Origin of the sequence: Serratia sp. Res13-Sevr-LER1-36-b (genome assembly GCF_015673035.1) — a bacterium.
In the GTDB taxonomy this organism is placed as follows: Bacteria; Pseudomonadota; Gammaproteobacteria; order Enterobacterales; family Enterobacteriaceae; genus Chania; species Chania fonticola_C.
The window spans coordinates 70,399-85,067 of the sequence record NZ_JADACK010000021.1; the positions used below are offsets into that span (position 1 = coordinate 70,399).

Annotated in this window: 13 protein-coding genes and 1 pseudogene; 9 read left to right on the forward strand and 5 right to left on the reverse strand. The window is 55.0% G+C overall.

All coding sequences use genetic code 11. The features are described from left to right. The first annotated feature begins 140 nt into the window (after positions 1-140). Genes IMQ33_RS17150 through IMQ33_RS17160 form a run of 3 tightly spaced genes read left to right on the forward strand, consistent with a single transcriptional unit; the run spans position 141 to position 3,450 of the window. Positions 141-1,205, forward strand: coding sequence for a hypothetical protein (locus IMQ33_RS17150; RefSeq protein ID WP_196062394.1), 1,065 nt, complete (start codon positions 141-143; stop codon positions 1,203-1,205). Beyond that, a complete protein-coding gene (locus IMQ33_RS17155; protein WP_370572563.1) occupies positions 1,193-2,341 on the forward strand; it encodes a BamA/TamA family outer membrane protein in 1,149 nt (382 codons plus the stop codon). Before IMQ33_RS17150 ends, IMQ33_RS17155 begins: the two co-directional genes overlap by 13 nt. Then, positions 2,341-3,450 carry a DUF4056 domain-containing protein gene (locus IMQ33_RS17160; protein ID WP_065684881.1) on the forward strand — a complete coding sequence of 370 codons (1,110 nt, stop codon included), beginning with the start codon at positions 2,341-2,343 and terminating at the stop codon, positions 3,448-3,450. Before IMQ33_RS17155 ends, IMQ33_RS17160 begins: the two co-directional genes overlap by 1 nt. 15 nt (positions 3,451-3,465) lie before the next feature. Here the strand turns inward: IMQ33_RS17160 and tusA are convergent, their stop codons facing one another. Further along, positions 3,466-3,717 (reverse strand): sulfurtransferase TusA, encoded by a 252-nt coding sequence (tusA, locus tag IMQ33_RS17165; protein WP_024484647.1) that lies wholly within the window; start codon positions 3,715-3,717, stop codon positions 3,466-3,468. Positions 3,718-3,915: 198 nt separating this feature from the next. Between tusA and IMQ33_RS17170 the strand changes: the two genes are divergently transcribed. The 3 genes and pseudogenes from IMQ33_RS17170 to IMQ33_RS17175 all read left to right on the forward strand — a co-directional run bounded on the left by IMQ33_RS17170 (position 3,916) and on the right by IMQ33_RS17175 (position 5,369). After that, positions 3,916-4,581, forward strand: a complete 666-nt coding sequence (locus IMQ33_RS17170; protein ID WP_024529563.1) for a 7-cyano-7-deazaguanine/7-aminomethyl-7-deazaguanine transporter — start codon at positions 3,916-3,918, stop codon at positions 4,579-4,581. A gap of 67 nt (positions 4,582-4,648) precedes the next feature. Next, positions 4,649-4,756 (forward strand): annotated as a pseudogene (locus tag IMQ33_RS26205) (GNAT family N-acetyltransferase); the annotation flags it as partial. A 46-nt stretch (positions 4,757-4,802) separates the two neighbouring features. Next, the gene (locus tag IMQ33_RS17175; protein ID WP_065684880.1) at positions 4,803-5,369 is read left to right on the forward strand and encodes a DcrB family lipoprotein; all 567 of its coding nucleotides are present in this window, start codon (positions 4,803-4,805) and stop codon (positions 5,367-5,369) included. A gap of 36 nt (positions 5,370-5,405) precedes the next feature. On the opposite strand, the gene glpC is transcribed toward IMQ33_RS17175, so the two are convergent. The 3 genes from glpC to glpA are packed head-to-tail and all read right to left on the reverse strand — an operon-like array spanning position 5,406 to position 9,512. Beyond that, complete coding sequence (gene glpC, locus IMQ33_RS17180) at positions 5,406-6,605, reverse strand: anaerobic glycerol-3-phosphate dehydrogenase subunit GlpC (RefSeq protein ID WP_021181516.1); 1,200 nt, start codon at positions 6,603-6,605, stop codon at positions 5,406-5,408. Then, complete coding sequence (gene glpB / locus IMQ33_RS17185) at positions 6,602-7,873, reverse strand: glycerol-3-phosphate dehydrogenase subunit GlpB (protein ID WP_173410250.1); 1,272 nt, start codon at positions 7,871-7,873, stop codon at positions 6,602-6,604. Before glpB ends, glpC begins: the two co-directional genes overlap by 4 nt. Next, complete coding sequence (gene glpA / locus IMQ33_RS17190; protein WP_098929149.1) at positions 7,863-9,512, reverse strand: anaerobic glycerol-3-phosphate dehydrogenase subunit A; 1,650 nt, start codon at positions 9,510-9,512, stop codon at positions 7,863-7,865. The genes glpB and glpA overlap by 11 nt, the downstream gene beginning before the upstream one ends. Before the next feature lie 361 nt (positions 9,513-9,873). Here glpA and glpT point away from each other — a divergent pair, with 361 nt between their 5' ends. Together glpT and glpQ are read left to right on the forward strand one after the other, a co-directional pair. Continuing rightward, positions 9,874-11,226: a glycerol-3-phosphate transporter gene (gene glpT, locus IMQ33_RS17195; RefSeq protein ID WP_024484654.1), complete on the forward strand. Its 1,353-nt coding sequence runs from the start codon at positions 9,874-9,876 to the stop codon at positions 11,224-11,226. 104 nt (positions 11,227-11,330) lie between these two features. Continuing rightward, positions 11,331-12,410, forward strand: a complete 1,080-nt coding sequence (glpQ, locus tag IMQ33_RS17200) for a glycerophosphodiester phosphodiesterase (RefSeq protein WP_024529558.1) — start codon at positions 11,331-11,333, stop codon at positions 12,408-12,410. 124 nt (positions 12,411-12,534) lie between these two features. On the opposite strand, the gene IMQ33_RS17205 is transcribed toward glpQ, so the two are convergent. Next, entirely contained in the window at positions 12,535-13,437 is a 903-nt protein-coding gene (locus IMQ33_RS17205) for a LysR family transcriptional regulator (protein WP_196062396.1), read from the reverse strand. Between the two features lie 430 nt (positions 13,438-13,867). Here IMQ33_RS17205 and budA point away from each other — a divergent pair, with 430 nt between their 5' ends. After that, complete coding sequence (gene budA / locus IMQ33_RS17210; protein WP_065684876.1) at positions 13,868-14,647, forward strand: acetolactate decarboxylase; 780 nt, start codon at positions 13,868-13,870, stop codon at positions 14,645-14,647. The last annotated feature ends 22 nt before the right edge of the window (positions 14,648-14,669 follow it).

A 14,669-nucleotide genomic window follows, 5' to 3' on the forward strand; every position in this document is an offset into this window, starting at 1 on the left:
TGACGCCCTTACCTGAAAAATAGCACGACCAAGACGCACTTAATGCCCCTATAAGCCACAGGACTTTAATATACTCTCCAAGCACCTTTACACTACATACCTATAAATTCTATGAATTTATCAGGGTAATGGTCGAGTTAATGAAACCACTGCATTCTTATAACATCCTGAATCTGATCGTTATTACCTTCATTCCTTCCCTGGCTCTGGCGCAACAGCCTGATGCCGCCGCTACCGCACAACTCATTGATGAAGCAAAACGTCCACCATTCACCCAAGGTGCGGCGATGCCAACCGTCCAACACAACGCACCGACGACAGCGCCTCAGCCAGAACATCGTATGTTGCCCATTTGGGGGGATGAGGCTCGAGCCCGCGGCTATGAGCTGCCAGAGCCATTCGGTATTGGCGTCAACTACATGAACATGCGGCAGAATATCAATGTCGACAGTATTAACTTTTCCGGACTAGGCCTGGGATCGCTCGCCATTCCGTCGGATTTGTTCAACATCGGCGTTGGCAAAACCCGCGAACAGAGCAAAACGGAAACCATGCGTCTGGACACTTGGCTGCTCCCATTCCTCAACGTTTACGGCATTGTTGGCCATACCAAAGGCAGCTCGTTGTCTCAGGTCTCTGTGGACGCCGATCCCAGTAAATACAAAGGATTGGATCGTATCATCGCGTCTGCCGTGCACAGTCTGAACCAAAGCGGGCAACTGCGCGATCTGGACTTCAAGCTCGATTTCAAAGGCACCACTTACGGCGCAGGCATCACGCTAGCCGGGGGCTATGAGAACTGGTTCACCACGCTCGATACCAACTATACCCGTACCAGCTTCAATATCCTTGACGGCCAAATTTCCGCGCTGACGGTGACACCCCGTGTCGGCTACCGCTTCCAGGTGCCCGGTATCCAAGGCCAAAGCAATCTGAACCTGTGGGTCGGCAGCATGTACCAGGATGTACAGCAGGAGTTCAGAGGCAGCCTGTCTGATTTGCAGATGCCCGCAGCGCTTCAGCCCCTGATCGCCATCGCCAATCAGAAAGGAGAAGGCCGTTTCGACGTGAAGCAGCATCTGCAATCACCTTGGAATGTGCTGCTGGGTGCACAATATGAGATCACGCGGCATTTCAACCTGTTGACCGAATTTGGCTTTAGCCAACGCAACAGCTTTATGGTCTCGGGTGAATATCGCTTCTGATGGCGATGCCGCTCCGCTACCTGACGTTGCCCCTGCTCGCTCTGCTGTCCTGTGCTCATGCCGCTTTGCTGTCACGTCAGCAAGTTGATGGGATGCTAGCCCCTCTGGGTTCAGACAATCATTTCGACAGCAGTAAAACCATCGATTGGGGTGTGTTGCCCGGCCCGTTTTATACCCCAGAACTCGGTCTTGGCATCGGCACCGCTGTCGTGGGCATGTACCGGCCAGACAGCCTTGATAGCGTCAGCCAAAATTCGACGCTGGCGCTAAAAGGCTTTTTCAGCAGTACCGGTGCCTTCGGCGTTGGCTTTGAAAACTACAGCTTTTTCGCTAACGACCAATGGCGCTTCTTTGCCAGCGGCTCCCTCAATAATATGCCCACCTATTTCTGGGGCACCGGTTATCAAGCCGGGCGTCATGACGGCAATAAGGAAAAATACACCCAGCAATCGTTCCAGATAGCGCCACAGCTGCTGTATCGTATTGCCAATGCCACCTACGCGGGAGCTGGCTGGGATTTTTCTTCGACGCACGCCAGCGATCCCGACAGGGGAGATAGCAGCCTGTTCAAAGCTCAAGCAGCTGGCACCTCATCGATCAGTTCAGGGATCAGTGGCTCGTTAAGCTACGATACGCGTGATTTCGTTTCTAATGCCAGCCGTGGCCAGTTTCTCAGCCTGAGCGACACCTATTTCGCGCCAGAATTGGGCGGCGATAGCCGCTTCAATACCCTTGAAGGCCAATACAACGCCTATTACAGTCTGAGTGAGAAGAGCGTATTGGCACTCGATGTCTACAGCCGTCTGACCACTGGCGATGTCCCCTGGGACAGGTTGTCTGAACTGGGCGACGACAAACGGATGCGGGGCTATTACCAAGGACGTTATCGCGACAGGAATACGTTCAGCGGCCAGGTTGAATATCGCCGCAAATTGAACTGGCGGCACGGTTATGTTCTCTGGGCTGGAGCCGGAACCCTAAACCGCAAAACCGGTGATCTGGGCCAAGGGCCTTGGTTGCCGACGGTGGGGGTTGGCTACCGTTTTGAATTCAAACCGCGGATGAACGTACGGCTCGATTTTGGGGTCGGGCGTGAAAGCAGCGGGTTTTATTTTCAGGTAGGAGAAGCTTTTTAATGCGTTTTGTTGCGCTGATATTTTTGCTGCTTAGCCCCTTACTGCCCGCCAAGGCCCTGGAAACGCTGATCACCTCGCAACCTACCCGTGAGAGCCCTCTTGCCTGGCCGGTGACTGAGCCACTCTCGCCACCGAATGGTTTGCGCCCTTGCTGTGCCTTTGGCTATAACCTCAAAGTACAGGCGTTAGGCATCCCGGTGCCGTTTTATCAATTGGGTAACGTCGTAGACGCCGATCGGCTTGGCGCACATCACTATAATGACAGCGCTTTCAATGCCGTCGGCAACTTGATGGGGTTGGGCAGTGAGCAATTGGGGTTGGTCTACACCTATCGTGGGGGATTTATCGACATCGCTCACGTTCGTGATACCGCCGACAACACCCTGTTCCTGTTCAGCCAGCTGTTGCCTAAGCTGGGCCAGCAATGGACACTCGATCTTGGCCCGGAATTAGCAAAGCGTCGTATACAGCTGAACGCCTTCACCCCACCGCAAGAGGCTGCTCAGCGCTATACGTTAGCGGCTTACTTGGCCGGGGAGCTCGCCTTCCAGATGGCGGCATGGCATGAAGTGGCACAGTGGTACGGCTACCAATCGGTGCCCGGATTTCCTGAAGAGATTTCTGCATTTACGCCAGAGGATTTGTATTCCAACCTGCTAGGGGCAAGGTTGGCGATCGACGCTATCTTGCAAGGGCGCGCGATATCCGTTGCCAGTTACAACAGCGCAATGGAGACACTGCTACCCGAGGCATTGCACCAGCTTGGCGCAGTTTCGATTGCCGAAACCCAGCGGCAGTTTGACGGCATTGACGGCGATTGGTGGGACAGCCACCGCCGAGTACCGGAGAAATTTTTAGTCTTAAAACGGGATTACACCACCAGCAACAATCGTCTGCCCAATCAACCCCCCTTCGAGTATGCCGCTCCGCAACGCCTGACGTTGCCGCTACAGATTGAGGGATTAACGCTGGCGAAACTGGCGGAGCTGCAACTCTGGCCTGGGGATTCCATGCACAACTTGCCAGCCCCGGCGCATTATTATCGCCCGGAGGATTTTAGTGGGTTGGCGTTACACGCGAGCGTACAGGACGCACTGCAGAAACGTTAAGCAACCGCTGGGTGATTAACTCTCGAGCCCTTTGCGCAGCAGATAGCGATACGGGGCCTGCTCGGTTTCCTGGGCCACCAGCGTATGTTCCATAAAGCGGCAAAAACCCGGGATGTCGCGGGTGGTGGCCGGATCGTCGGCGATAATCAGCAAGGTTTTACCGTTATCCATATGGCGCACGGTTTTGCGCACCATCATGACCGGTTCCGGACAGCGCAGCCCCAGAGCGTCTAACGTCTGGTCTGCCTGGGCAAAAATGTCAGTCATACATCTCTCTCGATCTAAAACGATCGGCGAACCCTCGCCGGATCTGATTACCCGCTAGTTTACGCCGGTAGTTTTTCTGCGCAAGATACGTTAACGTTTGCGTTAAATTTAACCATTGCATTGAATGCCCAAACGCGTACCATGTCGCCGCGCAGTTAACAATGGGTTCCCTCACCCCACACTCAAAAAGGCTACATTATGTATTCGTTTACCGATCGACAACGCTTAATCGCGTTGGTTTGGCTATCGCTATTCCACATCGCCATCATTACTTCCAGCAACTACCTGGTGCAGTTGCCAATCAGTATTTTCGGCTTTCACACCACCTGGGGTGCCTTCACTTTTCCGTTTATCTTCCTGGCCACTGACCTGACCGTGCGGATCTTCGGTGCCCCGCTGGCACGCAGGATTATCCTTGCCGTGATGGTCCCGGCGCTGTTTATCTCCTATGTGATCTCCACCGTCACTTTCCAGGGTGAGTGGCAGGGCTTTGCCGCCTTGACCAGCTTCAACCTGTTTGTGGCGCGTATCGCCGCCGCCAGCTTTATGGCCTACGTGCTGGGCCAGATCCTGGACGTGCAGGTATTCAACCGCCTACGCCAACGCAGCGCCTGGTGGGTTGCTCCCGCCGCGGCCATGTTCCTGGGCAATATCAGCGATACCCTGGCCTTCTTCTTTATCGCCTTCTACAAAAGCAGCGACCCCTTTATGGCCGCCAACTGGGTGGAGATCGCGCTGGTGGACTACAGCTTCAAAGTGCTGATCTGTCTGGTGTTCTTCCTGCCGATGTACGGGGTACTGCTCAATATGCTGCTCAAACGCCTGGCAGAGCGCCAACCCACCAGCCGGTTGCAACTGAGTTAACCCGCCTTCTGGTTTATACTGGGCAGCCTGACGTTATGGATGGGGCTGCCCATGCGCTTAACCACTCGCCATGCTAATAATGCTCATTAGCCACGAATATCAGATTTTCACTCTAGAAAAGAAAGGCGAAGTAGACGAGTATCGTCTATTACTTAAAAAAACCTGTGACATCTAGCCATACGGTCAACCAACTCTATCTGCAAAGGAATAAGGAACATCAGATGCGTAAAGTAACAAAATTGATGGGTATCGGCCTGCTAGTGCTCGGCCTGGCGGCCTGTGATAGCGCCACCAAAGACACTAATGCCCCCGCAGGCAGCGCAGCAGCCAGCGTCCCAAGCGGACAACAGGTAAGTTTATTGGATGGCAAGCTGACCTTTACCCTGCCTAACGGTTTGGCCGATCAGAGCGATAAGCTGACCAACCAGCCAACTAACGTGCACATTTATGCCGACAGCAGCAACCAGCGTGCGGTAATCGTGATCGTTGCTGACAAGGCAGCGGGCGATCTGGACACTCTGGCCAAGCGCATGGAAGAGCAGCAACGCTCCCGCGATGCCAACCTGCAGGTCATTACCAATAAAGCGGTTGAAATTAACGGCACGCCAATGCGCCAACTGGATACCGTGATCACCGTGGCTGGCCAGAAAGCCTACTCTGGCGTACTGCTCGCTATGCTGCCAGACGGTAAGCAACTGACCTTGCAAATCACGCTGCCAGCGGATAACCAGCAGCAGTCTCAAAGCGTAGCGGCTGGCGTGTTCAATACGGTGAAGATCAAGCAGTAATCGTAGTGGGCCAGCATGCTGGCCCGATTTAATGCGTTACGCCAATGCCTGTGCTAACAGGGTGATCGGATGTTCACAGCGCTTGCTGGTGGACATCTCGATCTGCCATTTGCAGGTTTCGCAGTCAGTGATCACCATGTCCACCCCGCTCGCTTCAATCTGGCGAAATAGCGAGGCACCAATGCCTTGCGAGGTTTCATAGTTTTCCGACTTGAAGCCGTAAGTCCCGGCGATACCGCAGCACTGCGAGTCCAGCACCACCAGCTCCAGCCCTGGGATCTGCCGCAATAGCTCCAGCGTATAGGCCGTCCAGCCCATTTTCTCCATATGACACGGCGTGTGGTAAGCCACCCGCAGCGGCGTCTGTTTGAGCGGCAAGGTGCGCCCTTGGCTGATCAGACGATAGAGATAACGCGTAGCCAGCTCAACCCGTTCACGCACCGCCGAGGTATCCACCTCCAACAAATGCGGGTACTCATCACGCAGGGTAAACGTGCAGCTCGACGAAGTAGCCACCACCGGTATGCCTTTGGTCAGGACCGCATCATGCAGTGATTCCGCATTCACTTTGGCCTGCTTCTTCGCCTGCGCAATAAAGCCGTTGGCGATCAGCGGTACGCCGCAGCATTTCTCACGCTTGAGCAGTTGCACGCCGATATCCATGGCGTTAAACACCTTGATCAGGTCTTTGCCAAGCTGCGGATGGTTGTAGTTAACAAAGCAACCGTGGAAAAACGCGACCTGCTCGGCATAGCGCTGTTGCTGCTCTGCCTGCTGGCGATACCAGCGGCGGAAGGTGCCAAACGAATATTTCGGCAGTTCACGCCGATGGTCTATCTTCAGCGCCTTATCCAACAGCTTGCGCACCGGCTTCAGGCCGGTAGTCGCGTTAACGATCGGCGCAAACGGCGTCGATAGGGTGCCCATGATGTCGGTATGGCTGAGGATGGCATCGCGCAGCGTAGGTTTGCTTTGGCTGAAATTGGCCCGGGCACGTTGGATAATATCGCCGATTTTAACGTCTGAAGGGCAAGCCACTTCGCACCGCTTACAGTTAGTACAATACTTCAGTGCTTCGTCGTAAAGCGCCGGATCTTTCAGCCGCAGGCGTTCCCCATCCGGCCCGGCCTGTTTTGGTCCTGGATAGAGCGGATTAGCCTTCGCGACCGGACAATAGGTGGTGCAGACGGTGCATTTGATGCAGCTCTCGAAGCTGTTGTCTGGTAACAGGCTCATGCTGAAACCTCCTGTGCCAAAATCTGTTGGGCAACGTGCAGCGCACCGAGCAGCGAAACCCCGGCACCACAGCCCTGCTGCAACGGATCGTAACCGCCAGCCACGGCACCGATAGCATACAGATTGGTCATCGCCTCCCCCTGTTTTAACGCCCGCAGCGCGGTATCGGTCTGAACCCCAAATTGCAGGTACGGCTGCGGAGCAAACAGATTGGCATCGCTCCAGTCGGCGCGTTCGGCTTTGCTGTACACGTCGAGGCCAAATACCGGCTCACGAATGCCATCAAAAGCGGCCACCAGGCCGTTGCTGAAGAAGCTGCCGCTGGCCAGTATCACCTGCTGTGCCCGCAGCGGAATATCGGTGTGATTGCGGGTATACAGACCGGTGACGCGCTGCCCGTCGCAGCTGGCACGCAACACGCTATCCCCCGGCATAAACACCCCACCCAGCTGCTGCAATCGCTGGCGCAATGCTTGATGCAGCCGCATACCGAGCACGGAAGGTGGCAGGGTAGGTAACAGATAAACGGGCTTACCGACCAACCGGCGCAACGTCATCAACGGTTCATCATCCTCTAACCCCAGGCAGGCTGGCAGCAAGATGGCCTCTGCCTCACCTGCCTGGCGTGTGATCTCTTCCGCCAGCAGGGCCAGATGTTCTGGCAAATCCAGTACGCGGGCGATATTCACCGCGCGGAACTCGCTAGGATTATTACGTAAGGGATCCAACACTGGCAGATGCAAGAATGCCACTTCTGCCTTGAGGCCCTGCTCCTGAATCAATGAGCTGGCCGCCATCTGCGGTTGGAAATCCAGAAAGCCTTCAATCCCCAGTACGGCGATATTCCGCCACGGCAACTTCCCATCCAAGGGAGAGACAGGGATCGCCAGGGGGCTGAGCCAGGTGGCACGGCGGGTCCCGAGAGGGGTCACGCGTAGATGGTTTTGGCTGCTATCGCCCTGCATCTGCCACCCGCAACGCTGTAGCAATTGCTCGGCTTGCGTTGCCAGCGCGGCCACCTGTGTGGCCCCCATCAGGCTATACGGATGCTGTGGAGCCTGTTGCGCCAGTTCGTGCAAGGCAGATAGAGGCGACGCCACCGGCGTACCATCGGGCAGATGGGCCAGCAGATCGAGCGAGCCGGAAGAAAAATAGAGCGCGCTTTGGCCGGAACTAACTATTGCGCAGCGTTTGCCATGCTCGGCTAAACGGATAGCACAGCTCAACCCGGCCAAGCCACCACCAATCACCACCGCATCAAATTGCATCATCCGCCTCCTGCTTAGCGTCACCCTGCGCATCTAACCCGCATAACCCTTGATATACCCAACTGGTGAATTCGCTCTCCCGCAGGGCATCGCCCCAGGCGATAGGCCGCACGCCTTTCCAGCGTTCATTGAGGAAATGGGACAGTTGGGTGATGGATTGCTGCGGCGTCACCACGTTAAACCGCGTCAACAAACCTGCGGCACGGCAGGCACACAGCTCCCCTTGGCAGGTCCCCATACCAACGCGGGTACGGCGGCGCAGATCGACCAGATTGTTGACGGTCAGAGAATCCACCGCGTAACGTACCTCACCGGCAGTCACCGCTTCACACTCACACACCAGGCTGTTGTCCAGCCGGTTGCCAGAAGGGACCAGGCTGGCACGATCGCCATGACGGTACACCGCCGAGCCCCGTATGCTGGCAGGCAGTGAAACCACGCTGCGCACCGTCTCTTCGGCGCTCTGGCGGGAGCCGGGCAACGCCACTTCCGCTGTGGTGCAAGGGCTGTCGATGCCCAGCTTGGCGCAGACCAGGTCGGTGGTCCATTCAGCCATCAGCCGGTAAGTCATCAGCTTGCCGCCGGTAATGGTAATAAAGCCCTCCAACCCGTCACGCACCGCATGGTCGAGCAGCACGATGCCGCGGCTGACGTTGCGCCCAGAAGGATCGTCGTCGCTGGCTACCAGCGGCCGTACGCCCGCATAGGCACGCAGAATGCGCGTTTGCGCCAGTTTCGGGGCCAGCAGCGTGCCTTCGCGGATTAATATATCCACTTCCTGTGGCGTCACCACCATGTTGTCAATCTGGTCATACTCGATATGAGTTGAGGTGGTACCAATCAGCGAGATGGTATCGCCAGGTACCAGAATGTCGGCATCCGCCGGTTTACGGCAGCGGTTAATCACCATGTTATTGATGCGATGGCCCAGGATCAGCAATGCCCCTTTGGCAGGGAACATGCGGATGCGCAGATCGGCATACTCGGCAATTTGCTGGCCCCAGATCCCGGCGGCGTTGACTACCACCTGAGCATGGATGTCGTACTGCTGTGCGGCCTGATGATCGAAAACGCGCACGCCCGTCACGCGATCGCCGGTACGCAACAAACCGGTGACCTGATGATAGGTAAGGATTTGTGCACCATGTTCACGCGCATCAAGCATGTTGGCCGCCGTTAAGCGGAAAGGATCGACGGTGCCATCTGGCACTCGCACCGCGCCGATCAGCGCCGGGTTAGCCGCAGGCTCCAGGCGTAATGCCAGCGCGGGGTCAATGGCTTCGGCCTCAATGCCAGCGCTGCGACAGGCAGTAATAAACTGCTGCTGAAAGGCCAATGAGTCCTGAGGCAAGGTAATGAACAGGCCGTCGGTACGTTCGATGCAGTGGTGGGCAATACGTTTGAGGATGCGGTTTTCTTCAATACATTCGCGTGCCGATTCGCCGTCGGTGACCGAATAGCGCGCCCCGCTGTGCAACAACCCGTGGTTGCGGCCAGTCGCGCCAGTGGCGATGTCATGCCTTTCCAGTAAAACGCAACGCAGACCGCGCCGCGCGCAGTCACGGGCAATCCCCGCGCCGGTAGCGCCGCCGCCAATGATGATCACGTCCGTTTCGGTGATTGGTGAGTTGTTGCTCATCACGCCCCCTGAGCCTGTAGTTATGCGTTTATTTAGCCACAGTCAGTAGGGTTTTTGTTTGATAAGGAACAATAACGAACAGAAAACGAAAATAATATGGCCATAAAAAGCCATGAATGTGACCAGCATCACGTATTTGTGCTATTTAGCCATTCCAAAATGTTAACCGATCACTCAAAATTCGCCACAGTTTCATAAAAGTGTAACAAATGAGCCATCCATCACGGTGTGACCGGGGGGTTTTCTCTAGCATTGCGCTCGTTATGGAACATTTAACAACACTTCAGGTATCCGCAAGCTCATCTTCAGGACAGCCGTTTCCTGTTGAGGCAATAAACAGATAAAGCCATCGGAGGCGCTCATGTTGAGTATTTTTAAGCCAGCTGCACACATTTCTCGTGTGCCAGTCGACAAGGTAGACCCGCTCTACCGTAAGCTGCGCTGGCAGATTTTTATGGGGATCTTTTTCGGTTACGCCGCCTACTATCTGGTGCGTAAAAACTTCACCCTGGCGATGCCGTATCTGATCGATCAGGGCTTCAGCCGTGGTGACCTGGGCTTTGCGCTGTCAGGGATTTCCATCGCCTACGGTTTCTCCAAGTTCATCATGGGGTCGGTTTCTGACCGTTCCAACCCGCGTGTATTCCTACCCGCCGGCCTGATCCTGGCTGCTGCCGTCATGCTGTTTATGGGCTTTGTGCCTTGGGCTACCTCCAGCATTGCCGTGATGTTCGTGCTGCTGTTCCTGTGTGGTTGGTTCCAGGGTATGGGTTGGCCGCCTTGTGGCCGTACCATGGTGCACTGGTGGTCACAAAAAGAGCGTGGCGGTATTGTTTCGGTATGGAACTGTGCGCACAACGTCGGTGGTGGCCTGCCTCCACTGCTGTTCCTGCTGGGTATGGCCTGGTTTAACGACTGGCATGCGGCGCTGTATATGCCTGCCTTCGGTGCGATCCTGGTGGCCCTGATCGCCTTCGCCTTGATGCGTGACACCCCGCAATCTGTTGGTTTGCCACCGATTGAAGAATACAAAAACGACTATCCGGATGATTACAGCGAAGAAGCAGAAGAAGAGCTGACAGCCAAGCAGATCTTCATGCAGTACGTGCTGCCAAACAAACTGCTGTGGTACATCGCGATCGCCAACGTGTTCGTGTATCTGCTGCGCTACGGCATCCTGGACTGGTCACCAACCTACCTGAAAGAAGTGAAACACTTCGCGCTGGATAAGTCCTCCTGGGCCTACTTCCTGTACGAATACGCCGGTATCCCAGGCACCCTGCTGTGCGGCTGGATGTCGGACAAGGTGTTTAAAGGCAACCGTGGCGCCACCGGGGTGTTCTTCATGGTTCTGGTGACCATCGCCACCATCGTTTACTGGCTGAACCCGGTGGGTAACCCAGGCATCGATATGGCCTGTATGATCACCATCGGCTTCCTGATCTATGGCCCAGTCATGCTGATCGGCCTGCACGCGCTGGAACTGGCACCGAAGAAAGCGGCAGGTACCGCCGCAGGCTTTACCGGCCTGTTCGGTTACCTGGGCGGTTCGGTCGCAGCCAGCGCCATCGTTGGCTATACCGTTGACTACTTCGGTTGGGACGGCGGCTTTATGGTGATGATCGGCGGCAGCATCGGTGCGGTGATCCTGCTGGTACTGACCATGATCAGCGAGAAGAAACACCACGCAGAAATCGCGGCCAAACGCGGTTAAAAGCTAAGCGGGCGCAGCATGCAGCGCCCCTACCTACCCTTTATCGTCAATCTAAGGCCGCGCTGCGGCCTTTTTCTTACCTCTACAACATGGAGCAACACAGAATGCGGACTCAAACCAAAGCCCTGCTCACAGGGATCATTCTTGCCACTTCAATGCTCAGTGCCGCCCAGGCTGCGGATAAAGTGGTTATCGCTCACCGCGGTGCCAGCGGCTATCTGCCGGAGCATACGTTACCGGCCAAGGCGATGGCCTACGCGCAGGGTGCCGACTTCCTTGAGCAAGATCTGGTGATGACCAAAGACAACGAGCTGGTGGTGTTGCACGACCACTATCTGGATCGCGTCACCGACGTTGCCGAGCGCTTCCCGGACCGGGCGCGTAAAGATGGCCGCTACTACGCCATCGACTTTACGCTGCCTGAGATCAAATCGCTGAAGTTCACCGAAGGCTTCGATATCAAAGATGGTAAGCAGGTGCAAAGCTACCCTGGCCGCTTCCCGATGGGCAAATCCGACTTCCGCGTCCACACCTTCCAGGAAGAGATCGAGTTCGTACAGGGCCTCAACCATTCAACCGGCAAGAACATCGGCCTCTACCCGGAAATCAAGGCCCCCTGGTTCCATCAGCAGGAAGGAAAAGACATCTCCACCAGGGTGCTGGAAGTCCTTAAGCAATACGGCTACACCAGCAAGAGCGACAACGTCTATCTGCAGTGTTTTGATGCCAACGAGCTGAAACGCATCAAGGATCAGCTGGAACCCAAGATGGGGATGGATCTGAAGCTGGTGCAGCTGATTGCCTACACCGACTGGAACGAAACCTACGAGCAGAAGGCCGACGGCAAGTGGGTCAACTATGACTACGACTGGATGTTCAAACCGGGTGCGATGAAAAAGATCGCCCAGTATGCCGACGGCATCGGGCCTGACTATCACATGCTGATCGTCGAAGAAAAATCCAAACCGAACCAGATCGTGTTGACCGATATGGTCAAGGACGCTCATGCCAGCAATATGGCGGTGCACCCTTACACCATTCGTGCCGATAAGCTGCCGAAATACGTCACCGACGTGAACCAACTGTTCGACGCGATTTACAATCAGGCGGGCGTTGACGGCGTGTTTACCGACTTCCCGGACAAGGGCGTACAGTTCCTGCAAAAGCAGGGGCAACATAAGTAACGACGACTCCCCCACCGGGTTACCCCGGTGGGGATCAGAACCAAGCCTGCCGTAACAGCAAAGCAACCACATAAATGCCTATGCCAGAGGCTGAACTGGGATTGAAAAGCTCAATTGAGCCACGTCATTGCCAGCTTGGAGGCTGACCAATACGCTCAGTAAGCAAACTTATAAAAACGCTCAATTTGGCCGAGATTCTGGCTACTGGGCGCAACAGATAGATCCCTTGTTCCTCGCCACGAGGATCTGCCAGCAGAGGTAACAAACTTCCTGCCTGAATATCCGGCCCCACCACCCAGTTAGGCAAGAAAGTGATGCCTAATCCGAGTAATGCCGCTTGCCGCTGTGCCGAGAAATCATCACAGCGCAGCACCATCTTGCACTGATTCATCAGAGGTTCACTGAGGATTTGCGCCCAGCAAGCGGGTTGCTGTTTGTGATAGCGGGCGATCAACTGATGATCACGTAACTCCTGTAGGTTGGCCGGTATCCCATTGTGAACGATATAGTCCGGGCTGGCACACATGAACCAGCGCTGTGTGGCGATGCGGTTTGCATACAGTGAACTGTCTTTCTGCTCGCCGATACGGATGGCGGCGTCCAGCAATTCTTGTTTCGGATCGGTCTGGCGTTCGGTGAGATCCAACTCAACTACCAGCCTGGGATAACGCTGGATTAGCACCGGTAACAGCGGCAACAGATAGGTTTTGCCGAAGGTGGGCAAGCAACTGATACGCAGCACGCCTTGCGGAGTCTCGTTTTGTGCTGCCAGTTCGGCGCGGATGTCGATGATTTGCGTCAGCAACAGTGAGGCGCGCTTTCTCAGTATTTCACCAGCATCGGTCAGCACCAGGCCGCGTGTTGAGCGCACAAACAGCATGACGCCAAGTTCACCTTCCAGCGTATCGATATGCCGCACCAATGAAGAAGGCACCATACCCAGTTTGCGTGCGGCAGCAGAGAAGCTACCCAATTGTGCAACATCGAGAAAGATCGGCAAATGTTCGGCATAGCGTGCGTCATTCATCTTTGCATTATATGCAAAAGCATTACTTATGAATACTCAGTTCTCTAGCGACTGAGTTAGCGCTACTCTACTTCCAGAGTGAATCAGCGATATCGTACTAATAATATTCAATTATCAATATAAAAAACCTTAATTTATTTTTATAAAACTTAAAATTTGAAATTAGATAGTGAATTTATCTGCTTCATGCATTTTAAAATCAATACCACATTAATCGTAAACGTGGTGTTGCGCGGTTAAAATCATTAGCAGGTCTTTGTTTTACCTAGACTCTGGTTGAGTCCGGCGCGTTGCCTGTTTGTATCACTGTTTTTTGCCGTTGCCAGCTGAGGGGTTCTAAGTGAGCACTTTAGCAGCGGCAGGTTTGCTCATGTTCTTGAGCATTTAAACGCATCGCACCTTAGGTGCCCTGCGGCTGGAGGAGGTGGTAATGAATGAAAATCATGGCTGTTCATGTGCGCAACAGCTGGCGCAAGGTTTTGCCAAGCAAGCGCTGGATTGTGGTCAGGGGGAAATTTATCAGACCTCATTGATGAGCGCCTTGCTTGATGGTGTTTACGAAGGGGATGTCACTATCGCCGAGTTGCTCAAACACGGTAACTTCGGCTTGGGGACCTTCAACCATCTTGATGGAGAACTGATCGCTTTTGATCGGGAAGTTCATCAGTTGCGTGCAGATGGCAGCGCCCGTGCGGCCAGTCTGCAACAAAGAACGCCGTTCGCGGTGGTCACTTTTTTTCAGCCTAGTGTGACGCTAAAGATTGAAAAACCGATCTGCAAAGCCGACCTGCACCGGTGCATCGACCAGCAGGTAGCTTCACCTAATCTGTTCTGTGCGTTACGGGTTGATGGTCTGTTCAGCCATGTGGAAACCCGGACCGTACCGCGGCAAGAGCGGCCCTACAAACCGATGCTGGAAGCGATCGAAGCGCAGCCGACCTTTGCATTTCAGCAACGCAGCGGCACATTGGTGGGATTCCGCTCACCTGATTATATGCAGGGCATCAGTGTTGCGGGTTACCACGAACACTTTATCACTGACGATCGCATCGGTGGGGGCCATGTCCTGGATTATCAGCTCGATCATGGCCGTCTGCAGTTTGGCGTGATCGCTCGTCTCAATCTTCAATTGCCGCACGATGCGGATTTCCTGTGCGCCGACCTCTGTCCAGAGGATTTGGATTGCGCCATTCGTTCTGCCGAGGGTTAATCGGCGTCGTTTTTTCAGGAGG